This is a genomic window from Salinibacterium sp. SWN1162 (assembly GCF_015864675.1).
Lineage (GTDB): Bacteria > Actinomycetota > Actinomycetes > Actinomycetales > Microbacteriaceae > Rhodoglobus.
In genome coordinates this window covers 497,657-524,561 of record NZ_JADYWT010000001.1, presented here as the reverse complement: position 1 = coordinate 524,561, position 26,905 = coordinate 497,657, and the positions used below count along the sequence as shown (strand labels likewise).

General features: G+C 63.3%; 9 protein-coding genes. 4 read left to right on the top strand and 5 right to left on the bottom strand.

All coding sequences use genetic code 11. The features are described from left to right. The first annotated feature begins 31 nt into the window (after positions 1 to 31). On the top strand, positions 32 to 1,066 hold the full coding sequence (locus I6E58_RS02390; RefSeq protein ID WP_197129978.1) for a LacI family DNA-binding transcriptional regulator: 1,035 nt from the start codon (positions 32 to 34) through the stop codon (positions 1,064 to 1,066). After that, the gene (locus I6E58_RS02385) at positions 1,063 to 3,396 is read left to right on the top strand and encodes a glycoside hydrolase family 3 N-terminal domain-containing protein (RefSeq protein WP_197129975.1); all 2,334 of its coding nucleotides are present in this window, start codon (positions 1,063 to 1,065) and stop codon (positions 3,394 to 3,396) included. The genes I6E58_RS02390 and I6E58_RS02385 overlap by 4 nt, the downstream gene beginning before the upstream one ends. A 37-nt stretch (positions 3,397 to 3,433) precedes the next feature. On the opposite strand, the gene I6E58_RS02380 is transcribed toward I6E58_RS02385, so the two are convergent. From I6E58_RS02380 to I6E58_RS02370, 3 genes are all read right to left on the bottom strand, one after another. Further along, positions 3,434 to 4,072, bottom strand: a complete 639-nt coding sequence (locus I6E58_RS02380; RefSeq protein ID WP_197129971.1) for a TrmH family RNA methyltransferase — start codon at positions 4,070 to 4,072, stop codon at positions 3,434 to 3,436. An 88-nt stretch (positions 4,073 to 4,160) separates the two neighbouring features. Continuing rightward, positions 4,161 to 4,613: a hypothetical protein gene (locus I6E58_RS02375; RefSeq protein ID WP_197129968.1), complete on the bottom strand. Its 453-nt coding sequence runs from the start codon at positions 4,611 to 4,613 to the stop codon at positions 4,161 to 4,163. Continuing rightward, positions 4,610 to 22,804 carry a DUF11 domain-containing protein gene (locus tag I6E58_RS02370; protein ID WP_197129965.1) on the bottom strand — a complete coding sequence of 6,065 codons (18,195 nt, stop codon included), beginning with the start codon at positions 22,802 to 22,804 and terminating at the stop codon, positions 4,610 to 4,612. Before I6E58_RS02370 ends, I6E58_RS02375 begins: the two co-directional genes overlap by 4 nt. Before the next feature lie 285 nt (positions 22,805 to 23,089). On the opposite strand from I6E58_RS02370, the gene I6E58_RS02365 reads away from it, so the two are divergent. Both I6E58_RS02365 and I6E58_RS02360 read left to right on the top strand, forming a co-directional pair. Next, positions 23,090 to 23,950: a site-specific DNA-methyltransferase gene (locus I6E58_RS02365; RefSeq protein WP_197129962.1), complete on the top strand. Its 861-nt coding sequence runs from the start codon at positions 23,090 to 23,092 to the stop codon at positions 23,948 to 23,950. Beyond that, entirely contained in the window at positions 23,947 to 24,720 is a 774-nt protein-coding gene (locus tag I6E58_RS02360; RefSeq protein ID WP_197129959.1) for an HAD-IIA family hydrolase, read from the top strand. Before I6E58_RS02365 ends, I6E58_RS02360 begins: the two co-directional genes overlap by 4 nt. 76 nt (positions 24,721 to 24,796) lie before the next feature. Here I6E58_RS02360 and I6E58_RS02355 read toward each other — a convergent pair whose 3' ends face one another. Continuing rightward, on the bottom strand, positions 24,797 to 26,350 hold the full coding sequence (locus tag I6E58_RS02355) for a septum formation family protein (protein ID WP_307841933.1): 1,554 nt from the start codon (positions 26,348 to 26,350) through the stop codon (positions 24,797 to 24,799). Then, on the bottom strand, positions 26,347 to 26,898 hold the full coding sequence (gene pyrE / locus I6E58_RS02350) for an orotate phosphoribosyltransferase (RefSeq protein WP_129072461.1): 552 nt from the start codon (positions 26,896 to 26,898) through the stop codon (positions 26,347 to 26,349). The genes I6E58_RS02355 and pyrE overlap by 4 nt, the downstream gene beginning before the upstream one ends. Positions 26,899 to 26,905: the final 7 nt, after the last annotated feature.

The following is a 26,905-nucleotide window of genomic DNA, read 5'->3' as shown; positions in this document are numbered from 1 at the left end:
ATAGTCTTTCGATCTCGACATTAGGAGCACCATGGAAAGCACGAAAGCACAGCGGCCGACGCTGAACGACGTCGCCCAACATGCCGGCGTTTCTATCGCTACCGCCTCAAAAGCGCTCAACGGCCGTAGCGACGTCGCGGCATCCACGCGCGCTCGAATCGAAGTCGCTATTGAAGCAACCGGCTACGGCGCCGGTCGCCCCCGCGGCGCTGCCGCAGCACCGACGATCGAGTTTCTCGTCGATAAACTCACCAGCCCGTACGCCATGGAAATTTTGCGCGGCGTCACCATCGCTGCCGAAGACGCCGGAATCGATGTTGTCGTCGGCCGTTTTCGCCCCAGCCCTCACAAATCCGACCAAGAGGTAATCCGTCGCCTCAATCGGTCGGGCCGCTTGGGAGCGATCATCCTCACGGTCGAAATGTCAGGGGCAACCCATCAAGCAATCTCTCGGTCAGCTCTGCCGATCGTACTTATCGACCCTCTCCGCATGGACGAGTCATCAGTCGCTTCCGTCGGCTCCACCAACTGGATCGGGGGCCGCAGCGCAACGGAGCACCTCATCGGACTCGGCCACCGAAACATTGCGATCATTGGCGGCCCGGCTGAATCACTCAGCGCCCGTGCCCGCGTCGATGGCTTTCGTTCCGCAGCGGATGCCGCAGGCATAACTGTCCCGGATGACTTCATCTCCCACACGGGCTTCGACCATGATGCAGCTGAACGCATTGCGCACGAGCTGCTCAGTCGCGACGATCGCCCCACCGCCATTGTTGCCTCAAGTGATGCGCAAGCAATGGGTGTGCTGGAAGCTGCGCGCCAGCTAGACATTCGCGTTCCCGAGCACCTGAGCCTTGTTGGCTATGACGACACCTATGTTGCGTCGTGGGCAAATCCCCCGCTGACCTGTGTCTATCAGCCGTTGCAAGACATCGGCAGGGTGGCTCTTCGTACCGTTCAGCAGCTCGCCGCCGGTGAGCATCTCGACTCCCACCACATCGAACTCGCTACCCGCCTCGTCGTCCGTGAATCAACGGCACCGCCTTCAGACAGGAACCACTCTTGACGACCTCTCCCCCTTCTTCCCCCCTCGCTGCCGCCTGGCATTACACGTCGCTCTCTGACGAGCAGCGCGCAACTGCGGCGCTGGAGGAAATGACGCTCGAAGAGAAGGTCGCGCAACTCGTCGGCTATTGGTTTGACAAGCGTGGCGCTGGTGAAGTCGTAGCGCCCATGCAAGACACTCTCGGCGCTAGCCGTCCGCCGTTCGATCAGGTTGCCCCTCTTGGGCTCGGCCATTTCACCCGCGTCATCGGCACTGAGCCGGGAACGGTCTCCGAAGTCACGGAACGGCTGCAAGAAAAGCAGCAACTGGTCGTGGATGCTTCGCGACTCGGCATCCCCGTTATTGCCCACGAAGAATGCCTCACTGGCGTTAACTCATTGGGGGCGACGGTCTACCCGGCTCCGCTCGCGTGGGGCGCAACCTTCGATCCCGCTCTCGCCAGGAAGGTGGGCGAGACGATTGGTTCCGACCTTCGGGCTCTTGGAGTGCACCAAGGCCTCTCACCAGTGCTGGATGTCGTGCGCGACTACCGCTGGGGCCGCGTTGAGGAAACGATCGGCGAAGACCCGGTACTCGTGGCCGCCGTCGGTTCCGCTTACACCAGCGGTTTGGAAGCCAGCGGCCTCATCGCCACGTTGAAGCACTTCGTGGCCTACTCCGCGTCTGCCTCGGGGCGTAATCATGCCCCGGTCTCGGCTGGTCCACGCGAGATCGCTGACGTGATGTTGGTGCCGTTCGAGGTTGCCGTGCGCGACAGCGGCGTGCGCTCGGTCATGAACTCCTACAGCGATATCGACGGTGTTCCCATTGCCGCCGATCGGGCGCTCCTCACCGGGCTCCTTCGCGACGAGTGGGGCTTCACCGGAACAGTCATCTCTGACTACTGGGCCATCGCCTTCCTCGCCAGCGCCCACGGGGTTGCCCCCGACGCCGCTTCTGCTGGCGCGCTGTCGCTCGCGGCCGGTATGGATGTCGAACTCCCCAACGGCATGTGCTTTCCCCCACTCGTCGAAGCGGTGCGCTCCGGAGAGATGGACGAAGCTCTTGTCGACCGCGCGGTTCATCGTGTGCTGCTGCAGAAAGCCCAGCTGGGTCTCCTCGACGAGAACCCCGAAACGCACGGCCGAGTAATCGAACTCGACTCCGCTGATAACCGCGCCCTCGCTCGCACCGTGGCGGAAGCATCCATCGTGCTGCTGCGCAACGATGACGACCTTCTGCCCCTCGCTCCCGAATTCTCGGGTCGCATCGCCGTACTCGGGCCGATGGCCGCTGATCCACGAACGCTGCTTGGCTGCTACTCATACCCCGTGCACGTGCTGCCGCGCTACCCGCAATTCGGACTGGGCATCGAGGTGCCGTCGTTCCTCGACGCACTGAGCGCCGAGTTCCCCGACGCGACCGTCACCCACGAGGCTGGCGCAAGCATTCTCGGGCCGGAGACGGGCAACCTCGAGCGAGCTGTCGAACTGGCCAAAGACGCCGACCTGGTCATTCTCACGGTGGGCGACCTGCCCGGAATGTTCGGCCGCGGAACCTCTGGCGAAGGATGCGACGCCGTCGATCTCGCGCTGCCGGGTTCGCAAGCTGCACTCGTGAATGCTGTGCTCGACACCGGAGCGTCAGTGATTCTGGTCACCAACAGCGGACGCCCCTACGCCTTCACCTATGGTGACCGCGTGCGCACTGCTGTTCAATCCTTCATCCCGGGCGAAGAAGGCGCTGGCGCTATCGTCGGCGTGCTCAGCGGCCGAGTGAATCCCGGGGGAAAACTTCCCGTTCAGATTCCCCTCACGACGGGCGGCGGACAACACCTCTACCTGGGAGCGCCGCTCACCCGCACGATCGACAAGATCTCGAACCAGTCCACCTCACCGGCGTTCGCGTTCGGTCACGGACTCAGCTACACCACGTTCTCCCTCTCACCGGCTGCCCTTGCCACAGAAACGCTTGACGTCGACGGCACGACAACGCTGTCAGTCGAGGTGAAGAATACTGGTGCGGTCACCGGCTCCGAGACAGTGCAGGTCTACCTTTCCGACCCCGTTGCCAGCGTGGCACGACCCGTTCAGAAGCTCGTCGGTTTCTCGCGCGTTTCCCTCGAACCGGGCGAAACGGCGCACGTCTCGTTCACGATCAGCCCCGAGCTCAGCGCCTACACCGACATTGAGATGAAGCGCATCGTCGAGCCAGGCGAGCTGATCTTCAGCGTCGGAACGTCAAGCGACACTGCAACGGACGGGCTATCGCTCGCCGTTACCGGTAAATCACGAATTGCTGGACACCACCGTATGATCATCGCCCCCGTCGACGTAGTCGTCGGAGGCTAACAGCAGAGCGCGGTGGGCCCGATCGAGCGGCGCGGGCCTACTTCGTAAAGCTCACGTGCTGCGTGATCCAGTTGTGCATCGCTACGGCGGCCGCGGCGGAAGCGTTGATCGAACGGGTCGAACCGAACTGGCTGATCTCCACGATATCCGTCGCGGCGTCGATGGCTTCGGGCGACAGCCCGGGCCCTTCTTGGCCGAAGAGCAGCACGCAGCGCTGGGGCATGTCATACGTCTCGATGATCACGCTGCCGGGCACGTTGTCGATCGCGATGATCGGCAGGTCGTTGGCTTCAGTCCACTCGACGAAGGCCGCGACATCCGGATGATGAAGCACGTGCTGATAGCGGTCAGTAACCATGGCGCCACGTTTGTTCCAGCGCCGCCGCCCGATGATGTGCACGGTATCGGCGCCGAACGCGTTGGCGCTGCGCACGATCGAACCGATGTTCATGTCGTGCTGCCAGTTCTCGATGGCAACGTGGAACGGATGACGCGTCACGTCGAGGTCGGCAACAATCGCTTCCATGTTCCAGTAGCGATACCGGTCGATGACGTTGCGGGTATCGCCGCGTTCGAGCAGCACGGGATCGTAGTGGGGTTCGGTGGGCAGTTCGCCCTGCCAGGGCCCCACGCCGTAGGTTGACAGCTCGACGCTGGGGTTCGGTTCAGTCACCATTCCACGATAGTCGTCGGCGGCCCAGCCTCAGTACCGCCTCTCGGCAGCAACGCCTGTGACGGCGCTGAGGGGCTGGGCGCCCGGAAGACTAGCTTTCGTAGCGCTCGACGCGCAGCACGCAGGTGAGCTCGTCTTCAGCAACAGGAATGACGGTCTCCCAGTCGGAGGTGTCCCCCGGCTCAGTCGCATCGACATCCACCTGCGTGAGAGCGCGAGTGTCATTGGCACCATTGAGCAGCGACACGTAAATGCGATACGTGACACTAGCATCGGTGGAGTTCGTTACGACGCCCGACACGGTCCACTCGTCGCCCGTGCGCTCGCACTCGTTGACGGTGGAGTCGGTGAGAGCACCTTCAAGGTCCTCACCGGTACCGGGAGCATCCGAGATGTCCGTTACTCCCGGAGTCTGTTCAGCCGAGCTCGAAGTCTCTTCGGGCTCAGGCTGACCATCGGTGCCATCGTTCGTGCACCCTGCCAAAGTGAAGGCGAGAATTGCGAAAGGAACAGCGGTAACGGTCAAGCGTGTGGGGAGCTTCATGATTCTTCCTGTCGTTGTCTTCTGCGTGCGAGCAGGATCAGCGCGAGCCCGGCGAGCAGTGTGCCCAACCCGGTCGCGAGGGTTCCTCGGGGGTCTGATCCAGTGTAAGAGAGTGCCTTGAAAGGTAGCTGCAGACTTGTCTGGGCTGTAGCCACTACCGGGTCGCCCGAATCGAGCTCGGTGCTCGTCACGGTCGCTGTCTCGTACAGCGTCGTTCCGGCATCCCGTTCACGGATGACGTAGGTTGCCGTAGCCGTAACCGACTGACCCGGCAGGAGTACACCGACCGCGCCCGGCCAGGGGCCATAGCTAATTGGTGAGAGTCCGACGCGGGGGTCGCTGATCGAGACGTTGGTCAGCGGCTTCGTTCCCGTGTTGGTCGCAACGTAGGTGAACGTCACCACGTCTCCGGGGAAGCCCTGTTGGCCTGCGCCGAGAACGCCAGAGATCGTGAGACCAATCGCGGCCACGTTCGGGATCGGCAGCACGTTCGTCGCTTCCTGCGCTTCGATCGCGCCGGCGGGAGCGTTGGCGTCGACAGTGGCCACGTTAGTGGTCTGTTCGACATCAACATCCGCCTGAGCGATCACGTAGGTGGCGGTGGCCACAACCTTCTGCCCCGGCGCCAACTCGCCCGGCGTGGCCGGCCAGTTGTAGGTCAGTGCCGAAAGGCCGGGCTTCGGGTCAGTGACCGTCACCGCGGTGAGCGTCACGTTACCCGTGTTGACTACCTCGATGACGTAATTCACGGTCGCGCCCTGTTGAGCGAGAGTCGCGAACGAGCTCGTCTTCGTGATGGTCATTGACGGGTCTGCGTCGATCGGTGTCGAGCCAGTGGCCACATCGGTCACCACATCGCCCACTACCGGCGTTCCGGCCGTGGATGCTTCGGAGCTGATCGAGCCAGCATCCACGTCATCCTGAGTGAGAACGTACGTTGCGGTTGCCGTTGCCGACTGGCCCGGAGCGAGAACGCCCGGAGCGCCCGGCCAGGTGATCGTCAGCGTACTGAGATCAATCTGGTCGTCAGCAATCGTGATGCCGTTGAGCGTGACATCGCCGTCGTTAGTGACCTCGAAAGTGAACTCCACGGTGTCGCCAGCGAAACCGGTCGAGCCAGCAGCCAGCTCCTGCGTTTTCGTGATGCTGATTTCAGGGGCGCCCAGTGCGGTGGGAACCACGACGGTGTTCGACGTGTCTCGGATGCTGTCGCCCGCCGGGTTCGTCGAGGTCACGTTCGCGGTGTTCGACGCCGAACCGGCATCGAACTCAGTCTGGGTGACCTGGTAGCTCGCGGTTGCCGTAATCGACTCCCCCGGAGCCAAGACGCCGTCAGCCGCCGGCCACGTGCCGTAGACGACCGCAGTCGTTCCGACCTTCGGATCAGCAACAGTGACACCACTCAGGGTGGTTTCACCGGTGTTCTGCACCGTGAAGGTGTAGTCGATCCACGAACCTACAACGACGGGGTCACCCGCATCGCGCGGTTCGCCAGCCTTGGCAATGTCAATGCTCGACAGCGCCTGGATGAGCGGCACGATGGTGACGGCCGAGTCCGAGTCAACGGCGGTCGCCGACGGTGAATCGCCCTCTCCGGTAGCAACGTTGCGTACTTCACCCGCGTCGACATCCGCCTGGTCAACAAGACGGGTCGCCGTCACGGTGACACTTTCGCCCGGCGCGAGAACGCCCGGAGCGGCCGGGTTCGGCCAGGTGTAGACGAAGTCGGTGAGTCCCGGAATCGTGTTCGAGAGCGTTACGCCGTTGAGCGTGACGTTGCCGTCGTTGCTGATGCGGAAGCTGTAGTTCATGCCGTCGCCGAGCACTCCGGTGGCTCCGGCCGCAAGCGCCGCAGTGTGCGTCGTCACGATCGAAGGCTCAGCGTCTTCAGTGGGGTTGAACACAGTGTTCGAGACGCCGGTTACTTCAGTGCCGTCAGGCGCCGTTCCAATCGCGGTTGCCGTGTTTTCGACGGTTCCGTTATCGACATCGGCCTGCGTCACCGTGTACACCACAGAGCCAATGGCCTGCTCGTTCGGGCCGAGAATACCGGTCGCCGACGGGAACGTGAGGTCAGAGGGAACAACATCGATCAGCGGGTCAAGCACGCCAACCAGGCGCAACGTGACATTTCCGGTGTTCGTGACGATGAAGCTGTAGGTGATCTCCGAACCCGCTTCACCCGATCCCGAAGTCATCACTCCCGACTTCTCGGCGGTGATGCTGGGGTCGGATTCCGCCGTGAGTTCACGATCAACGTTCGAGTTCGCCGTTACCGCGTCGCCGCCGGGAGTGAGCCCCCGAACGGATGCCGTGTTGTCGACATAACCGCGATCAACGTCATCCTGTTCGAGAACATACGTCGCACTAGCCGTTGCAAATTCACCCGGAGCGAGCACGCCGCTGTTAGCGGGCCAGACGATCGAGTCGATTGAGACGTTCTCGATGCTGTCGGCAATCGTCACCGTGCGAAGCGTGACGTTTCCGGTGTTGGTGACAACGATCGTGTAATCGATCGTGTCGCCGGGGCCATTCGCGCCGGCCACGGCCAACTCGCTCGACTTTGTCACCTGCAGCAGGCCATCAGCCGCGAGAGCGACGGTCGCCGGTGCTGTGGCAGTCGCCGCAGCGCCAACCGTGGGCGTTCCCTCACCGGTGACAACACTCGATACAGCGCCCGAGTCGATGTCGGCCTGCGTCAGCGTTTGCACGCGAACTGCCGTGACCGTGGCGCCGGGAGCGAGAACCCCCGGAGCTGCAGGGTTAGGCCAGGTGTAATCGCCTGCGGGCAACGAGCCGATGAAGTCGCTCAGCTCAACGCCCGAGAGCGTCACGTTGCTCGTACTCGTGAAGCTGTAGTTCCAGGTGACTGTGTCGCCTTCTACAGCTGGGCCCGGGTTCGTCAGCGCACCGGTGTTGGTGACAGAAACCACAACGCTCGGAGCCTCCGTGGGAACTTCGACCGTGTTCGAGGTGGCCGCGATCGGATCGCCGCGCACCGGAACTGCCGTAGCACTCGCCGTGTTTTCTACGAAACCGCGGTCGACATCCGACTGGCGGATCTCGTAACTGGCCGTGGCGGTTACGGTCTCGTTCGGAGCCAGAGTCTCCACAGCGGTCGGCCACTGCACAGTCGGCGTGGTCATTCCGGGCAGCGGATCGGTGACAACGATTGAACCGATCGTCACGTTACCGGTGTTGCGAACCTCGAAGTCGAACTCGACGGTGTCGCCGACGCCGTTCTCGCCCGTCAGAGCGATTGCGCCCGATTTTACGACCGTCATGCTCGGCTGCGGCTGAACCGTGTAGACGATGACCTCATTGGTGGTCGCCGGAACGTCATCATCATTCGGGTCAGTAGCGCCGATGTCGGCGATGTTGGAGATGTAGCCGCGGTCGACGTCTTCCTGCGTGAGCTGAACCGATGCTTCGCCGAGCACGGTCTCGCCCGGCAACAGAACGCCGGGCTGTGTCGGGTTCGGCCACGTGATAGTCGGGATGCTGAGACCCGGAAGCGGATCGCGCAGCTCGCCGTCGATCAGCGTGACGTTACCAGTGTTGGTGGCTTCAAGGCGGTAGTCGACCCAGTCGCCGACCTGGCCGATTCCCCCAGCACGCAAGACTCCCCACTTTTTAGCCTCTAGCTCGCCATTCGCGGCGATCGCCACGGCAGCCGGAGCCTGTTCGGTGAAGGCAACCCCGGATGGCGGCGTTGCGCTACCGGTCACGACGTTGGCCACCGAGCCAGAGTCGATATCGGCCTGAGTGAGTTCGTGCGTTGCGGTAGCGGTAACAACCGCACCGGGTGCCAGTGTTCCTGCCGTAGCGGTAGGCCACGAGTACACCAGAGCAGACAGACCCGGAAGCGGGTCGGCCAGTGAGACTGCGGTGAGCGTCTGGTTGCCGGTGTTCGTCAGCGAGAACTCGTATTCCACGAGGTCGCCTTCGAAGCCGGTGGAACCAGGAGCGAGAGCAGCACTCTTCGTTACGAGGATGTCAGGAGCAGCAGCATCCGTCGGCGTCTGCGCTGCGGCTGGATTACTTGCCACCGCCACGTCGGTCGGCGAAGTGCCGTTGGCGGTCGCGGTGTTGTCGACCGTTCCCGCATCCACATCAGTCTGGGTGATCGCGTATGTTGCCGTCGCGGTCGCTTTCTCGCCGGGGGCAAGAACTCCGTTGGCTCCTGGCCAGTCCACTACGGGAGTGCTGAGGCCGGGCAGGGGATCGGCGAGCACGATCTCATCAACAGTCACGTTTCCGGTGTTTTCCACCTCGAATGTGTACGTAATGATGTCGTTCACGCCGGCGCTGGCACCGGTGCTCGATGACTTCGTCAGCAGAAGCGCTGGAGCCGCCGGGGCAACCGTCGTCTCGGTGACCGAGGTGCTGACGGTGATCGTGTCACCGATCGGAGGCTTGCCGCTCGCGGTGGCAATGTTTGAAACACTGCCGCGATCGACGTCCGCCTGCGTGATTGTGTAGTTCGCCTTCGCCGTAACCTTCTCGCCTGGTTCCAACTCTCCTGTCGTTCCAGGCCAGATGAAGACGGGGCTGCTGACACCAACGAGCGCGTCGACTAGGTCGACGAGCGTCAAGGTGACGTTACCCGTGTTGGTGATGCTGAAGTCGTAATCGATCGTGTCGCCGTCGTTGCCGGCGCCATTGACTGCTCCGACTTTGGTGACCGCCATGCTGGCTTGCGAGGCGAGCACGACTGCCGCTGTCGCGGGGTCACTCACGTCGTCGCCGCGCGGAGGGGTGCCTGAACCGACAGCATCGTTCTCTATGGTTCCCGCATTGACCTGAGCCTGCGTCAGCGTGGATGTGGCCGTTGCGGTGACCGATTCGCCCACCTCGAGCGTTCCGTCGATGCCGGGCCACGTGTAGGTCAGCGTCGAGATACCCGCGAGGGTGTCGACGATTTCTACGCCGGTGAGCGTGACGTTTCCGGTGTTGCTCAGTTCGAACGACCAGTTGACGGTGTCGCCTTCGTCGGCGCGAGCCGGGTCAGCGAGTACGCCGCTCTTGGTGAGCTCGACCTCAGCACGGATCGTCTCAGTCGGAATGGTGTTCGCAGCCGAATCGTCCGTGACGTCAGTGTCGTTGGGGTCAACGCCGTCAGCGGTCGCGATGTTGAGAACGGCGCCAGCATCCACGTCATCCTGCGTGATCTCGTAGTCGGCCGTAGCCGTAGCGATCTCACCCGGAGCGAGCACGCCCGGGGTCGCCGGAGTGGGCCACGTGATCGTGATCGCGGAAAGGTTCGGCAGGGGGTCGGTCAGTGTCACGGAATCAAGCGTGACGTTACCCGAGTTGAGAATCTCGAACGAGTAATCGATCGTGTCGCCGAGGTCGGCAGTGCCCTGGGGCGCGCCCGACTTCGTCACCGTGATGTTCGGTGCAGGCAAAACAGTCGGAACGATGACCTTGTTCGATGCTTCGATAACGAGGAGCCCGGCCGGAGTCTCTGCCGACATGTCAGCTTCGTTCGGAACGAAACCGCGGTCGACGTCCTCCTGCGTGAGCTGATACGTGGCAACGCCAAGCACCGTTTCACCCGGCGGGATTTCTCCGGGCTTGGTGTTGTCTGGCCACGTGATCACCGGGATAGAGAGCCCGGGAAGCGGGTCGAGGAGCTTGCCGTCGTAGAGCGTAACGTTTCCGTTGTTGGTGACGGTGAGACGGTACTCGACAGTGTCGCCAACGGCACCAATTCCGCCGTTTAGGATCGTTCCCGACTTGAACGGAGTCAGCACTGGTGCCGGAGTGATCGTGACGGTCTCGTCAGCCGTGTCGTCCACCGTGTCGGCGTCAGGCGTTGTGCCCTCTGCTGTCACCGTGTTGTCCACCTTGCCGGCGTCAACATCCGCCTGAGTCAGCGTGTACGTTGCAACCGCGGTGGCGCTCTGGCCGGGAGCCAATTCGCCATCGGTTGCGGTCGGCCACGTGTAGGTCAGGGCGCTGAGATCTTCCAGCGGGTCGTCCAAGGTCACGCCCGTGAGCGTGACGTTGCCGCTGTTGCGAACAGTGAAGGAATACTCGACGGTATCGCCGGCGAATCCTGTTGCACCGGCCTCGAGCGCACCGTTCTTGGTGGTCTCAATCGCAGCAGCCGCGGTAACGGTCGGCACATCGATCGGGCCGACGGAATCATCGACCGCACCGAGCGGTGAGGTGGCGTCAACATCCGCCGAGTTGCGCACGTAACCGAGGTCAATGTCGGCCTGAGTGATCGCGTACGTCGCGGTGGCGGTCGCAGTCTCAGCGGGCGCGAGCACACCGGCTGCTCCGGGCCACGAGTAGACGATGGTCGAGAGGCCGACGAGCGGGTCGTCGATCGCGACGCCCGTTAGCGTCGTGTTGCCCGTGTTCTCGACTGTGAAGTCGTACTGCACGAGGTCACCGAGGGCCGCGCCGTCCGGAGTGGTTCCCACCTTGTCGATGGTCACCGAATCGGTGCGGTCGATCGTCGGGTTCACCGCAGGATCAGAGAACTCGAAGTACTCCGTACCAGCGGGCGTAGAACCGAGTGCTTCAGCGGTGTTCGAAACGGAGCCCGCATCGACATCTTCTTGAGTAATCGTGTACGTCGCCGTAGCGGTCGCGATTTCACCAGGAGCGAGCACGCGGTCGTCTCCGGGCCAAACGATTACCGGCGCGCTGAGGCCGGGCTTGGAGTCAACAAGTACGACACCGGTGAGCGTGACGTTTCCGGAGTTGGTGATGCTGAAGCTGTAGTCGATGACATCGCCTACTTCTCCCAGCTGGGTTCCCAAGTCACCCGTCTTCGTAATGGTGAAGTCGGGTGCTGCCGTGAGCGGAAGCGTCGCGGAAGCGGGCTGCGTTACCGCGGAACCTGTAGGAGGCACGCCCGAAGCGTTGACGCTGTTCGCCAGCGAGCCAGCGTCGATGTCGCTCTGAAGCAGCGTGTAGGTAGCGGTAGCGGTGACAGCGTCACCCGGGTTGAGCAGCCCGTCGGTCGCTGTCGGCCACGCGCCGAAGGTCACGCCAGTGAGCCCCGGGAGCTGATCGATGAGGTCGACGGATGTCAGCGAAACGTTTCCGTCGTTGGCCACAGTGAAGCTGAATTCCACGGTGTCGCCCGCGACGCCCGTAGCACCGGCCGCGAGAGCCGCGCTCTTGGTCGCGGTGAGCGACGGAGCAGCTTCATCGACTGGGGTGACGACCTCTGGGGAAGAGCCGGTAACCGGGGTGTTTTGCGCGCCGGTTCCGCTCGCGGTTGCCGTGTTGCGGACTTCTCCCGCGTTCACGTCGTCCTGAGTGATGACGTAGGTAGCCGTTGCGGTAACGCTTTCGGTCGGCGCGAGCGTCTGCGTCGTGTTGGCGGCGGGCCAGTTGACCGTCAGGCCAACGAGGTCCGGTAGCGGGTCAGCAAGGGTGATGCCGTCGATCGTGACGTTTCCGTCATTCGTGATCGTGAACGAGTAACCGATCGTGTCGCCAAGTTCGCCGTCGCTTACTTCGCCGTCGCCGTCGGTGACAACAGCGGTCTTGTCGACCGTCAGGAGCGGAGCAGGGCGAACGGTGGGGATGATGACGGTGTTCGTATTCGCTTCCACAGCCACGCCGTTGGGCGAATTGGCCGTGACGCCGGCAGTGTTGTTACGGAATCCGTTATCGACGTCTTCTTGCGTGATGACGTACGACGCGGTTCCGACTACCGATTCCCCCACGAGTAAGACGCCCACGTTGTCGGTGTCTGGCCAGCTGATCACAACATCGTAGATGCGGGGAAGACGGTCGATCAGAGCGCCGCCACTGAGCGTGACATTACCCGTGTTGGTGGCGGTCACGGAGTAGTAAATGACATCGCCGACTTCACCGATCCCACCGGGCTCCAGCTCGCCGGTCTTGATGGCGCTGAGACCAGGTTTGCGCTCGACGTTGACTGATGCACTCACTTGCGCCCCAGGCACAGCCGCTCCGCTGGGGTTTTTCGCGGATGGTGTCGCGGCGTTTACAACGGAACCGGAGTCCACGTCGGTCTGCTTGAGCACGTAGGTCGCTACAGCCGTTGCTGTCGCCCCCGGAGCGAGGACACCGTCGGTCGCCGTAGGCCACGTGTACGTGATGGCCGAGAGGCCGGGGAGGGTATCCGCCAAGGTGACGCCATTCAGTGTCACATTTCCATCGTTTTTGATACTGAAGGACCACTCAACAGTGTCACCCGCTTCACCCTCAGCACCAGACTCGAGAACACCGGTCTTCGTTGCTGAGATCAGAGCGGACTGGGTAACGAGAGGCGTGACCGCGGCAGGAGAGATATCCGAAATGGCAGCGTCGTCGCGCGCAGACTTGGCGTCGCCGGTCGCGATGTTGCTGACGGAGCCAGCATCTACATCCGCCTGAGTGATCGTGTAGTTCGCGGTAGCCGCGACGGACTCGCCGGGAGCGAGCTCGCCGTCGACGCCGGAGACCCATTCGCCGTACACGAGTTCGCTGAGGCCCGCGAGGGAGTCGGTGATCGCCGCATCCGTCAGCGTGACGTTTCCGTCATTGAGCAGCGTGATTGTGTAGCTGATGGTGTCGCCGACGACACCGGTGCCGTTGCGCGTCGCGTCCTTCGTAGTGACGAGTAAGGGCGTCGCTGCGTCGGTCGTCACGGTGACAGTGTTCGAGTCCTCATCGAGGATGTCGCCAGCAGGTGTCGAGGCGAGCACGCTTGAGTCGTTGTCGACGAAGCCGCGGTCGATGTCTGCCTGCGTGAGGATGTACGTGGCAGTCGCAGTGAGCACGCCGTTGGGAGCGAGCGTCTGAGAGGGGTTGCCCGTCCAGTCATAGTTGATCGCCGAAATACCATCGAGCGGATCCACAATGCTGATCGAGCCGAGCGTCACGTTTCCGGTGTTGGTGACGGTGAAGGTGAACGTGACGGTGTCGTTGACGCCGTCTTCGCCGGGTTCAATAGCTGCCGACTTAACGATCGTGACACCAGCATCTGGAGTCAAGGGCACAGTCGCCGCGGTGTTCGCGTTAGCGACGGCACCGCGAGCGGGAGTACCGGATGCGGTCACGGTGTTCACGACGGAACCCGAGTCGACATCCGCCTGCGTCACAACGTAGTCATCGGCGGTTGCCAACACGCTGTCTCCGGGATTGAGCTGGCCGGACACACCGCTGGGGAAGGTGCCGAGGACGGGAGTGACCCCAGTCAAGGCATCGTTGAGGGTCACGCCGCTGAGGGTGACGTTACCGGTGTTGGTAACGGTGAAGCTCCAGTCGATCAGGTCGCCCGCATCTTGCGCGGCGGTGCCCGTCTTCGTGACTGAGATACCGGGGGCTGCTGGTGCTGTCGGAGTGGTAACCGACGAGACCGGGCTTTCGACACTCACGGGAGTACCGCCAGTGGTGTCACCGACAGCCTTCGCGGTGTTCGTCACTGAACCGGCATCGACATCCGCCTGGGTGATCGTGTAGTTCACAGTTGCCGTGGCAGATTCGCCGGGGTCGAGCGACGTCGCCGACAGGGTCGGCGTTGCGCCACCGAGAAGCGGGTCGTCGAGAACGATGTTCTCGATGGTCACGTTTCCGGTGTTTTCCACGAGGAAGGAGTACGTGATCGTGGTGCCCTCAGCGGCCGGGCTCGGCACGACGCTGGCGGTCTTCGTTGTCCTGAGCTCGGGGCGCTGGTCACCGGTCGCCACTACGACGGGGCCGGAGCTTGCGTTCACCTCGGGGCCGCCGCCGGGAGTCTGGGCAGTCACGCTCGCGGTATTCGTTACTTCGCCCGCGTTGAGGTCGTCAAGATCGATCGTGTACGTCGCGGTAGCGGTCGCCGTTTGACCCGGTGCGAGCTCGTTGGGAGTACCCGGCCAGACAAAAGTAGGAGCGCCCAGTCCCGGCAGGTTGTCGATGAGCGTCACCACAGTGAGCGTCTGGTTACCCGTGTTGCGAATGGTCATCGTGTAGGTGATGACGTCGCCCTCTTCACCCGTTCCGCCGACAGAAGCGAGCTTGCTGACCGTAATACCGGGAGCGGGCGTGATCGATACCGTCTCGGGATCAGTCTCAGTGAAGGACGTGCCGGAGGGCGGGGTCGCCGTGAGCGTTGCGGTGTTGCTGACCGAGCCAGCATCCACATCGGACTGCTTCACCGTGTAGTTCGCGGTAGCCGTGACGGTCTGGCCTGGGGTGAGTACACCGTCGGCAGCGGGCCACGAGTACGAGATCGTGCCGAGACCACTCAACGGGTCAGCGACGACGACGCCCGTCAGCGTCACGTTTCCAGTGTTCTTCGCCGTGAAGGTATACGTGATCACGTCGTTAGCAGCGCCGACAGCACCGGGCGCGAGCGCGCCGGTCTTCGAGAACGTCGCCACGGGGTTCGCCGCGGCGGTCGGCGTAACGACCTCATCTGAGGGATCCGTGATGACGCCGGCGGAGGGTGACGTGCCCTGACCGGTCGCCGTGTTTGTGACTGCGCCAGCATTCACATCGGACTGCTTGATCGTGTACTTCGCGGTGGCCACAACCTGCGTGTTGGGCTGCAGCGTTCCCGTGACTCCGCCGGGCCAAGCGCCATAGGTGAGCGTGCTGAGGCCAGAGAGCGGGTCACTTGCCGACACCGATGTGAGAGTGGTGTTTCCCGTATTGCGCACGGTGATCGTGTACGTGATGACATCGCCGACGGCACCGGTTCCGGCGACGCTCGAGGTCTTAGTGGTGAGGATGCCGGGAACGCGCGTGGCGGTGGGAGTTGCGACTGCGGCCGCCGTCGCGGTGGTGTTCGGCCCCACGGGCGGCTTGCCCGAAACGGAGGCCGTGTTGTTCACAACGCCGGCGTTCTGGTCAGTTTGGCGGATTACATAGTCCGCTGTTGCCGTGATGGTCTGTCCGGGGGCCAGGCGGCCAACAGTGCCGCTCGTCCAAGTGCCGTAGGTGAGTGCGCTCAGACCGGGACGCGGGTCGTTGATGATCACGTTGGTTAGCGTGACATTACCGGTGTTCTCGGCGGAGAAGGTGTAACGAATGGTGTCGCCCACCACACCCGTGCCGGGAGAGACGATGGCCGCGGTCTTGGCGAGTGTGATGGTGGAGTTCGAGGCAAGGGGAAGGGTTGACGGAGCAGTTGCCGTAGCCGGTGAACCCCGCGGCGGAGTACCCGAACCATTAGCGGTGTTCGAGACAGCGCCAGCATCGATGTCGGCCTGCTTAAGAACGTAGGTTGCCGTCGCTGAGACGCTCTGGCCCGGAGCCAAGGTTCCTGCCGTCGAGGGCCAGGTGCCGTAGGTCACGGCGGAGACGCCGGGAAGCGAGTCAGTAACTGCTACCGAGGTGAGCGTCACATTGCCGGAGTTCGTGAGCGAGAGGCTCCACGTGACAACGTCACCCGCAATACCCTGCGCGCCCGGCGCGAGAGCGCCCGACTTGGTCACAGCGATCGTCGGCGTCGACGCAATCGTCGGCGTGACGACCTGCGGCGACGGAGCGGTCACTACAGCACCGGTCGGAGGCGTACCCGTGGCGGTCGCAATGTTCTTGACCGAACCGGCGTCGACATCCGTCTGCGTGATTGTGTAGGTCGCGGTTCCGGTGACGGTTCCGTTGGGGTTGAGCTGGCCACTAACGCCACCCGACCACACGTACGTGGGAGTGGAGAGTCCGGTGATCGGGTCGGTCAGAGTGACTCCGGTAAGCGTGACGTTACCGGAGTTCTTCGCAGTGAAGGTATACGTGATCGTGTCGCCGACGATGCCGGTTCCGGTGCCGCCCACAACAGCACTCTTCGTTGTCACGAGCGTGGGTGAGGCAGCAACGGTGGGCACCACTGCTTCGGTAGACGTTGCCGTCGCGACGGGGCCCGAGGGCGGCGTTCCGGATGCCGTAGCCGTGTTCTTCACGGAGCCCGCGTTCACGTCGGACTGCTTGATTGTGTAGGTCGCCGTAGCGGTTACCTGATCGTTGGGGCCCAGTACTCCCGTCGTGCCGCCCGGCCAGGTGCCGAAGCTGACAGCCGAGAGGTCCGTGAGAGTGTCAGTGATACCCACGCTCGAGAGCGTGACGTTACCGGTGTTCTTGACGACGAACGAGAAGGTGACGGTATCGCCAACCTTGTTCGCGCCCGCAGCCGTTGCACCGGTCTTAGAGACGGTGAGCTTCGCCGAGGTAGCGAGAGGAACCGTGGCGCTACTCGTGACCGCAGTCGCGGCGCCGCCGCTGACCCCCGTGCCATTAGCGGTCGCCGTGTTCGCGATCGAGCCCGCGTCGACATCCGTCTGCTTCACCGTGTAGGTCGCGGTGGCGACGACTTGAGTGTTCGGCGCTAGCGTTCCGGTAGTTCCCGAAGGCCACGTGCCGTAGGTGATGGTCGAGAGACCCGAGAGCGGGTCGGTGACCGCAGCGCCCGTAATGGTGACGTTTCCGGTGTTTCGGATGACGAAGCTGTAGGTCACTACTTCGCCAGCAACCGACGTGGAACCAGCGGGCAGTGCGCCCGACTTCACGAGGGAGAGCGTCGGCGCCGGAGCGACCGTAGTGGTGACCACAGGGTTCGAGTCATCGCTGACGGGAGTCGCGCCGGGAGCTGTTCCTGCTGCCGACGCGGTGTTGGCGATCGAGCCAGCATCAACATCCGACTGCTTCACTGTGTAGCCCGCGAGGGCTGTTGCGGTCTGACCAGGAGCGAGGGTGCCCGCGACGCCGGGCCACGTAACAACCGGAGTAGAGAGACCCGCGAGCGAGTCGGTCAGGGTGACGCCGGTGATGGTCTGGTTTCCCGTGTTCGCGATTGCGATCGAGTACGTGATCGAGTCGCCAACCTTGGCGCCCGAAGTCACGTTGGCCGACTTCGTGGTGGTGAGCTGAGGTGCACCGGTGATCGTGGGAACGGTGGCGGTCGACTGCGCAGAGGTGACCGTGGCGTTGCTCGGAGTCTTGCCCGAGACCGTAGCCGTGTTCGCTACCGAACCGACGTTTACGTCAGCCTGCTTCACCGTGTAGGTGGCAGTGGCGGTGGCCGTTTCACCCGGAGCGAGGCGTCCTGCGGTAGCAGTCGGCCAGGTGTAGACCGGTGCTGAGAGCCCTACGAGCGAGTCCGCTATCGCGACTCCCGTCATCGTCAGGTTTCCGGGGTTGGTGATCGAGAACGAGAAGGTCATCGTGCTTCCGACGCCGCCGGTGCCCGAGGTCACTGCACCGGTCTTGGTCACGGCGAGAGCGCCGTTGGCGGCGACGAGAACAGTGGCTGGGTCCGTAGCCGAAACGGCAGAACCGGAGGGGGGCGTACCGCGCGTGGTTGCCGTGTTGGCGACCGAACCGGCATCGACATCCGATTGCTTCAGAACGTACGTCGCCGTGGCCGTTACCTGAGTGTTGGGGAGCAGGCGACCAGCGGTTCCGCTGGGCCACGTGCCGAACGTAATCGCGGAGAGTCCGGGAAGCGGGTCGGTGACGCCGACGCTTGTCATCGTGACGTTGCCCGTGTTGCGCACCACGAAGGTGTAGTTGACGGTGTCACCAGCGACGCCCGTGCCGCCGGGAGCGAGCACGCCGGTCTTGGCGAGCGAGAGTGTGCGCACGGACGCGACCGTCGGAGTCGTCACCTGCGGCGAAGGACCGCTGACAGCGGTGGTGCCAAAATTGCCCGTCGAGGTTGCGACGTTCTTGACCGAGCCGGCATCGACATCGGACTGCACGATTGTGTAGGTCGCCGTAGCGGTGACCTCCCAGCCGGGCTGCAACGTTCCCGTCGTGGAACCCGGCCACGTGCCGTAGGTCAGCGCCGAAAGACCAGTGAGCGGGTCAGCGATCGTCACGCCCTTCAGCGTGACGTTACCCGTGTTCTTGGCAACAAACGTGTACGTGATGACATCACCAACCGCACCCGTGCCAGAAACGCTTGCCGTCTTCGTGGTCGTGATGGCCGGCGACGATGCCACCGTCGGAACGACTGCCTCCGGCGACGTTGCTGACACGGTACCGCCCGACGGCGTGCTGCCGGATGCCGTAGCGGTGTTCTTGACAGAGCCAACGTTGACGTCGAGCTGCTCAATCACGTAAGTCGCGGTAGCAGCGACCTGAGTGTTCGGAGCGAGTGTGCCGGCTGTGCCACTCGGCCAGGTGCCGAAGGTAACGGCCGAGAGACCGGCGAGGGTGTCGGTAATACCGACGCCGGTGGCGGTGACATTACCGGTGTTGCGAACGACGAACGAGAAGGTGATGATGTCGCCAACGGAACCGTTGCCCGTGGTGACCGCACCCGACTTGGAGACGGTCAGGGCAGGGCCCGCAGTGATCGGGACCGTGGCGGGGCTGGTGCTCGTGACGGCGGCACCGGTCGGCGGTGTTCCCGAGCCGGTGGCGGTGTTCGAAACAGAGCCGGCATCCACATCGCTCTGCTTGAGGGTGTAGTTCGCCGTCGCAGTGACGGACTGGCCGGGAGCCAGCGTTCCTGTAGTACCCGAGGGCCACGTTCCGTAGGCGAGCGCCGAAAGGCCGGGCAGCGTGTCGGCTGCCGACACCGAGGTCAGGGTCACGTTGCCCGAGTTCGTGAGCTTGATCGAGAAGTTCACGGTGTCACCGGCGCGACCGGTCGAACCGGCGGCGAGCGCCCCCGACTTGAGCGTCGTGATGACGGGGTTAGCGGCCACTGTCGGAACGCTCACCTGGTCAGACGGATCGGTCACAGTCGTGCCGCCGTGGGTGCCGCTACCGGTTGCCGTGTTCTTGACCGAGCCGGTATTAACATCGGACTGCTTGATTGTGTAGGTCGCTACTGCGGTGACGGTTTGGCCCGGGGCGAGCACCCCTGTAGCTCCTGGCCACGAGTAGGTGAGCGCCGAAAGTCCCGTTAGCGGGTCAGCAATGGTCACACCCGAGAGCGTGACGTTTCCGTCGTTCTTCGCGCTGAACGAGTAGTTGATGACGTCGCCGACCTTGCCGGTTGCGCCACCGGCAATGACGGCAGACTTCGTGGTGGTGATGACCCGGCTGGGCGTTACCGTGGGCACCACAGACTGCGTAGAGGGCTGGGTGACCGTGCCGCCGGACGGAGTCTTAGCCGTAGCGGTTGCCGTGTTCTTGACCGAGCCGGCATCAACATCGGACTGCTTCACGGTGTAGGTCGCGGTTCCGGTGGCCGTTTGGCCTGGTGTGAGCACTCCGGATGCACCGGGCCACGTTACCGAGATCGGGCTGAGCCCCGAGAGTGGGTCGGCGAGAACGACCTGGCTGAGGGTGACGTTTCCGTCATTTTTGACGCTGAACGTGTAGGTGACGACCGAGCCGACTGCGCCGGATCCCGTCGTGTAGGCGCCCGACTTGGTCACGATCATCTTGGCATCGGCCGTGATCGGAACGGTAGCGGGCGTCGTGCGGGTGACGTCAGCACCTGTCGGAGGCGTGCCCTTTGCGGTCGCGCTGTTGGCGATCGCGCCGGCATCGACATCCGACTGCTTCACCGTGTAGGTGGCGGTCGCGGTGACGGACTGGCCAGGAGCAAGGGTGCCGGTGGTTCCGGGCCACGTGCCATAGGTGATGGCCGAGAGACCGGAGAGCGAGTCAGTGATTCCCGCGTTGGTGAGCGTCACGTTGCCCGAGTTGGTGAGAACGAAGGAGTAGTTCACGGTGCTGCCGGCGGTCGAGCCGCCCGCGAGCGCACCCGACTTCGTCAGCGAGATGGCGGGCGTGCGAGTTTGCAGCGCAACATCAACGCGAGGGGATGCCGCAGTAACGGCGGTGCCGCTGGGCGACGTTCCCGAGCTGGTGGCCGTGTTGCGCACGAGACCGGCATCCACATCGGACTGTTTTACGGTGTACGTCGCGGTGGCGGTCACGGTCTGGCCCGGAGCCAGGGTTCCGGCGGTTCCCGGCCACGAGTAGGTCAGAGCAGAAAGCCCGGCGAGCGGGTCAGTGATGGCGACGCCCGTGAGCGTAACGTTTCCGGTGTTCTTGGCGCTGAAGCTGTAGGTGACGACACTGCCGACAGCCTTAGGGTTCGGCACTGTTCCCGACTTCGTTGTGACGAGAGCAGGGGCGGCAGGCGTCGTGGCCAAAGTCACTTCGTTGCTGGTTCCGGTAACCGCAACGTTCTTGGGTGTACGGCCGGCCGAGGTCGCCTGGTTCACGATCTTGCCGGCGTCAACGTCGGCCTGCTTCACCGTGTACGTCGCAGTTCCGGTGGCAGTCTGACCCGGCGTGAGACGCCCCGAGGTTCCCGGCCAGGTGACCGCGATTGCCGAAAGGCCCGTGAGCGGGTCGGTCAGGGTCACCGAAGTGAGCGTGACGTTACCGGTGTTCTTGACCGAGAAAGAGTAGTTGACGGTGTCGCCGACGTTACCGACTCCGGCTCCCGCATACGCGGCAGTCTTTTTAGTCTCGAGAACGGCATTCACCGGGATGGGGGTGGTGCGGTTGGCTGTCGCAACGGGCTTGACTCCACCGTCGGCATCCGTACCGGTGGCAGTCGCGGTGTTCGCGATGGAGCCGGCATCCACGTTGGCTTGAGTCAGTGTGTAAGTCGCTGTTCCCGTGGCAGAAGCGCCGGGTGCGAGCGCTCCCGCGGTGCCCGTCGGCCAGGAGTAAGTGATGGCCGACAAACCAGACATCGGGTCAGTGACGGCGACGCCCGTAAGAGGTGAGTCACCGTTGTTCTTGACGGTGAATGTGTAGTTCAGCGTGTCGCCGGCGCGACCGGTTGCTCCAGCGGCGAGCGCGCTCGTCTTTGCGAGAGTGAGGGAGGACAGAAGAACCCGCGTGGAGTCGCTTCCTGTGGCGCTGTTGTTCCCGACAACCGTGCTTGCTGTCGCCGTGGCGGTTGAGTCATAGCTTGCAGTGGTGGGGCCGTTCGCCGTACAGGTATAGGTGTAGGACTGAAGCGGGGCGAGCGTTACACCGGTGAGTGCACGTGCGCAGTTGGTCTGGTCGTCAGCGATCACGATGTTCTGCAGGGTCCCGACACCGGAGTTGGTCACGGTGACGGTGAACGTTGCGGCCTCGGTGGCAGTTCGTGACTGTTGGTCAAGCGTTCCGTTATAGGTCTTAGAGACGTTGATACCCGCGCTCGGCACCGAAAGAATGGCGTTCTGCAGCAAATAGGAGTCACCGCTGGTGCTCATCCGAAGGTTCACCGAGGTGTCGCCGGTTTGCACATTGGGCAAATCGACGGTGGCGACATCCACACTCTGGTTAGTGAACGGCCCAGTGTCGGTAAGGGCGGTGTAGCGAACGGAGCCCTCGCCTCGACCAATACCGATATTGCCGGTATTGCCCGCGCTGTTGGGCAATTGGGTGAAGCCGCCGTTGCCACGAGAGTACTCAGCAATGTCGCCCTGAATGATGCGGTCGCCCTCATAGAGCGAGAAACCGGCGCGGGTTCCGGTGTCAACGGCGCTGAAACCGTTGAAAGCTACCGTGAGGGGAGCCTCAGCGGCGGTCATGCGAACGTGACCTTCGTAGAAGATGATGCGGTGCGGAGCCGAGTTGAGGTTGCTCGGGATGTAGACGCCGTAGTCGTAGACAACGGTCAGGGTCCAGCCGGCGTAGCAACCCGCACCCTGAGGAGCCCAGATGTCACCCGCGGATACCGTGAGCGGGGTTCCCGTGGCAGCGCCAGCGAAGGCGTTCGTCACGTCAGCACTTGCGCTGTAGTAGATCGCCGAGGGCGTACCCACCGGGTCTTGCAGCACAGTGGTCGGGGCCACGGAGGTAACCGCGCCCGTTCCGACCTTGAGTTTGGCCGGAGCACTGGTGTAGCCGGTGGCAGAACCAGCCGGCATGAGCGCGGTTCCCCGCGTGTTGTTAACAGTGGTGCATGCATTGTCGGTGGTGCCAGTGAACGCGCCCGTGTTGGCGCTCCAGCTCAGGAAGGCTTTTTTTACGGATGCCCCCGCGGGAATCGTGATGTTCGCCGAGCTGGAGTTGGTGGTGAATCCCGCTACCGTGTTCGAGTTTTCGAGGTAGAAGTTGTCGTTGGCCGTATTGCCGTTTCCGCCGGAAGCGGAGTGCAAGTCGGCACACGTACCGATTTGGGCAGCCGTGTAGAGCGGGCGATTGCAGGCGAGAACACCGTTGCCGGCCATCACAAAGTCACCGTTGACGGTGGTTTGGTAGCTGGGCGACGTTCCGGCGTTTGTTCCCCACTGCACGACAGCAGCTTCGGCGGATGTTGCCGGCATGACGGTGAGACCGGCCACGAGAAGGCCGAAGGCTACGACAGAGGCGACAGCCCGCATCAGCGGAGTTCGAGCAGTGCGCTGTGTGCGCTCCTCGTTGTTCCTGTTGTGCCGCAATTCTCTCTCCCCCGGGTTTAATTCGTTGACATTGTGGGTCGCCACATCGTCTTCGAATCGCCCTTCGGGTGAGCGCATCTCCCTCAACCATAAACCACTGATTGAGGATTCACACCAAAAAGACAGGCTTTTCTCGCATCTTCGTAGTGCGATTGTGATGAGGTTCACGCGGCCGCGGACAAGCGACACCCGCTGTTAATTCCGGCCAGCGGCTGTTAATCTCAGTGCATGCCCCTGCCTTGGACTCCCGACGGACCAGACCTCGTAGTGCACGGCGACAACCTGCCGTCGATCAGAGCGTTGCCCGACGAAAGTTTTCGGCTGATCTACATTGATCCTCCGTTCAACACCGGGCGCACTCAACGTCGCCAAGCGATCAGTACGCAGCGTTCAGCGGAAGGCAGCCGCACCGGGTTTGGTGGCAACAGCTACGACACCATCAAGGGTGTTCTCTACTCCTACGACGACACCTTTGCCGACTACTGGGAGTTTCTCGAACCTCGGCTTCAGGAAGCATGGCGCCTTCTCGACGACCGCGGCACCTTGTATCTGCACCTTGATTACCGTGAAGTTCACTACGCCAAGGTTGCCCTCGATGCCCTTTTCGGCCGCGACAGCTTTCTCAACGAGATCATCTGGGCCTACGACTACGGCGCCCGTGCCACCAAAAAGTGGCCGTCAAAGCACGACACAATTCTCGTCTACGTCAAAAACCCCAAGAACTATTACTTCAACAACGAAGAGGTCGACCGCGAGCCCTACATGGCTCCGGGGCTCGTGACGCCTGAGAAAGCGGCCCGCGGAAAGCTCCCCACGGATGTGTGGTGGCACACCATCGTCTCCCCCACCGGCAAAGAAAAAACGGGCTATGCCACTCAGAAGCCGGAGGGTATTCTGCGTCGCATCGTTCAGGCATCCAGCCAGCCCGGCGATTGGGTACTGGACTTTTTTGCGGGCAGCGGCACGACCGGTGCCGTAGCTCAAGCCCTCAAACGTCGCGTTGTACTGGTGGAGCAGAACCCCGACGCGATTGCCATCATCACGAAACGGCTGTCGGAGCAGACCACATTCGCTACAGTGAGCGCATGAGAGATCGCGACGAAATCGAGTGCTGGCTGACCGACATGGACGGCGTGCTCGTTCACGAAAATCACCCCGTACCTGGCGCCGCCGAACTTCTGCAGCAGTGGCGCGACGAAAAGAAGCCCTACTTGGTGCTCACCAACAACTCGATTTTTACTCCCCGCGACCTCAGCGCGCGCCTCAAGGCCTCGGGCCTCGACGTGCCCGAAGCGGCAATTTGGACGTCTGCTCTCGCCACCGCCGACTTTCTGAAGCAGCAGATTCCCGGCGGCAGCGCCTTCGTCATCGGTGAAGCCGGAATCACAACCGCCCTTCACGAGGCCGGCTTCATCATGACCGAGACCAACCCCGACTACGTCGTCATCGGCGAAACTCGCAACTACTCTTTCGAAGCCATCACGAAAGCCATCCGCCTGATTGGTAACGGCAGCCGCTTCATTGTGACCAACCCGGATGCCACGGGCCCGAGTGCTGACGGCCCCCTGCCCGCGACGGGCGCGGTCGCCGCTCTCATCACTAAGGCCACCGGCCGGGAGCCGTACATCGTCGGCAAGCCCAACCCCATGATGTTCCGCTCAGCGCTCAACAGAATCGGCGCCCACAGCGAGACCACCGGCATGATCGGTGACCGCATGGATACCGACATCGTCGCCGGCATCGAGGCCGGGCTCCACACCGTCTTGGTGCTCACCGGAATCAGCGATCAAAAAGAGATCGACCGCTACCCGTTCCGCCCGACTGAGGTTCTCGACAGCGTCGCAGACCTGTTGCGCTAGCGCCTCGAGCGCGTGGCTGAGGGCCGCGGGCTCGGCGAGCGAAGTGCGGTGGAGGTGCTTCCCCCACCGCGGCGGGCTAGTTTTCGGGCGTTTGCGGTTGAGCTACGGATGCCGTGAGGGCATCGTCTCCCGCTCGCGTCGCGAAGCAGTAGTAGTCGCGGTTTCCGGCATCCCACTCGGACGCCGTCGCAGCGAAGCTTGCCACAATCTCGAGATCAGCAAACGACTCTGCCGCGGCGAAGTCGATCACGGCATCAGTGGAACAGGCTCGCGCGGTGCGTGCCGCGAGCTCGCCCTCATCCGGATAAGGATCGGATGCGGCATCCTCGAACGTGCCGACCGTCAAGAGTTGCGCTGCGTGCGGCTGCGCACAATCAATGACCGTGTACTCCTGTTCCCACGCCGAGGCGAAGGGCTCGAGGCACTCGCCCCCCGCAATCTCGTTCCATTGGTAGGTTCCGGGAGGCACTGGCCCGACAACAGGAAGAGTTTCTGTGGGGACCGCGGTCGGACTGGCCGACACCGCAACTGCGGGTTCAGTATTCTCCCCGATGCGCGTACCGAGCAGGAACAGGGCCACCAGCGCCAGTGCCGCAACGAGCCCACCGCCGACCGCTATCGCGATCAATTGGCCGCGCGGAATCGGGGGGCGGGGAGGTGGAGGAACCCGCTGTCGCACAACGACAGCCGATGGCTGAGGGGTGAGGAGTTGGTCTTCGTACTCGACAAATTTGTCTTCACCGAAGAGGTCACCCACGGCATCGTGCTCCACGGACTCTGCATCGGCTGAGATTCCGGCGAGTGACTGAGCACTCAGAATTTCGGTGGCGCCCTCGAGGGCAGGATCAACGCCGGGAGGGAAATGACTCTGACGCCGGGTGGGAGCATCCATCGCTGCAGTGGGCAAGTCAGCGACATCCATTGCACCGGTGGGGAGATCGCTGATGTCCATTGCACCGGTGGGCAGGTCTGCGACATCCATTGCGCCCGTGGGCAAGTCGCTGAGGTTCATTGCGCTCGTCGGCAACTCCGCGATGTTCATCGCTTCGGTTGCGGGCGGCTCAACGAGCGGCGCCGGCTGCGGAGTGGGCGCTGGAATGGGTGTGGGCTCGGGTGTGGTCTCGGGTGTGGTCTCGGGCCGGTTCTCGTCGTCGAGGGGAGGCAGCCTGAGTAGCCCCGTCACTTCTGGAACGGCCAGGGGCGCCGCGGCCGCGGACGTTGCCGGAGCGGGAGCGGGAGTCAGCGGAGGCAGCGGGACTTGGAGCGCGTTTGCGGCAGGGGCGACCGGTGCTGCCGGTGCTGCCGGTGCGACCGGTGTTGCGGGTGCGGCGGGTGCGGCTGGCAGCACGGGAGGAATCGGAGGTGCCGCCGAAGCTCGTGGCGTGGGCGCCTCCGCCGCCCCGGCATCCACGTCAAATTGGCGAGGCAGCGCGCGGGTGGGCTCCTCTGTCTGGCGAGGCAGCACGCGGGTGGGCTCTTCGGGCTCGCTCGGGTCCACAGCATCGCCGGGCGGTGACGCCGGAGTCTCCGGAGTCGCCTCGGGGTCACTCGGAGTCAGCCCCCAGTTGAAGAAGGACTGTCGAGGCTCGTTGCCGTCGCCGGCTCCCGAGGAATTCTCTCCGGATGTCACGGAGTCAGCCCCAGTTCACCCAGCCCAATCGCGGAGTAGTAGGGGTAGCCAGCGGCCTCGATGCGCTCCTTGGCGCCCGTATCCCGATCCACAACCACGGCAACGCCCGCAATAATCGCACCGACCTTTTCGAGAGCTTCGATCGCGGCGAGCGGCGAGCCACCCGTGGTGGAGGTGTCTTCGAGAACGATGACGCGCTTGCCCTCGAGCTCGGGGCCCTCGACCTGACGGCCGCGGCCGTGATCCTTGGGCTCCTTGCGAACAACGAAAGCGTGGTAATTGAGGCCGCGAGCGGCACCCTGGTGAAGAATGGCGGAAGCGATCGGGTCGGCGCCCATCGTCATCCCGCCCACAGCGAAGATGTCGGGAACGTCGGCGATGAGGTCGATCATGACCTGACCGATCAGCGGGGCGACGCGGTGGTCGAGGCTTACGCGACGCATGTCGACGTAGTAGGAGGCCTTCTTTCCGCTCGTCAGAGTGAAGTCGCCGTGGAACACGGCATCGGCGGAAATGTGCTCAATGAGCTGCTGCTTGGCGTCGGTCACGAGTACA

Coding starts and splice junctions, on each gene's coding strand:
- I6E58_RS02375 (WP_197129968.1), bottom strand. CDS start 4,613: ATGAAGCTCCCCACACGCTTGACCGTTACCGCTGTTCCTTTCGCAATT.
- I6E58_RS02380 (WP_197129971.1), bottom strand. CDS start 4,072: ATGGTGACTGAACCGAACCCCAGCGTCGAGCTGTCAACCTACGGCGTG.
- I6E58_RS02360 (WP_197129959.1), top strand. CDS start 23,947: ATGAGAGATCGCGACGAAATCGAGTGCTGGCTGACCGACATGGACGGC.
- I6E58_RS02390 (WP_197129978.1), top strand. CDS start 32: ATGGAAAGCACGAAAGCACAGCGGCCGACGCTGAACGACGTCGCCCAA.
- I6E58_RS02370 (WP_197129965.1), bottom strand. CDS start 22,804: ATGCGGGCTGTCGCCTCTGTCGTAGCCTTCGGCCTTCTCGTGGCCGGT.
- I6E58_RS02365 (WP_197129962.1), top strand. CDS start 23,090: ATGCCCCTGCCTTGGACTCCCGACGGACCAGACCTCGTAGTGCACGGC.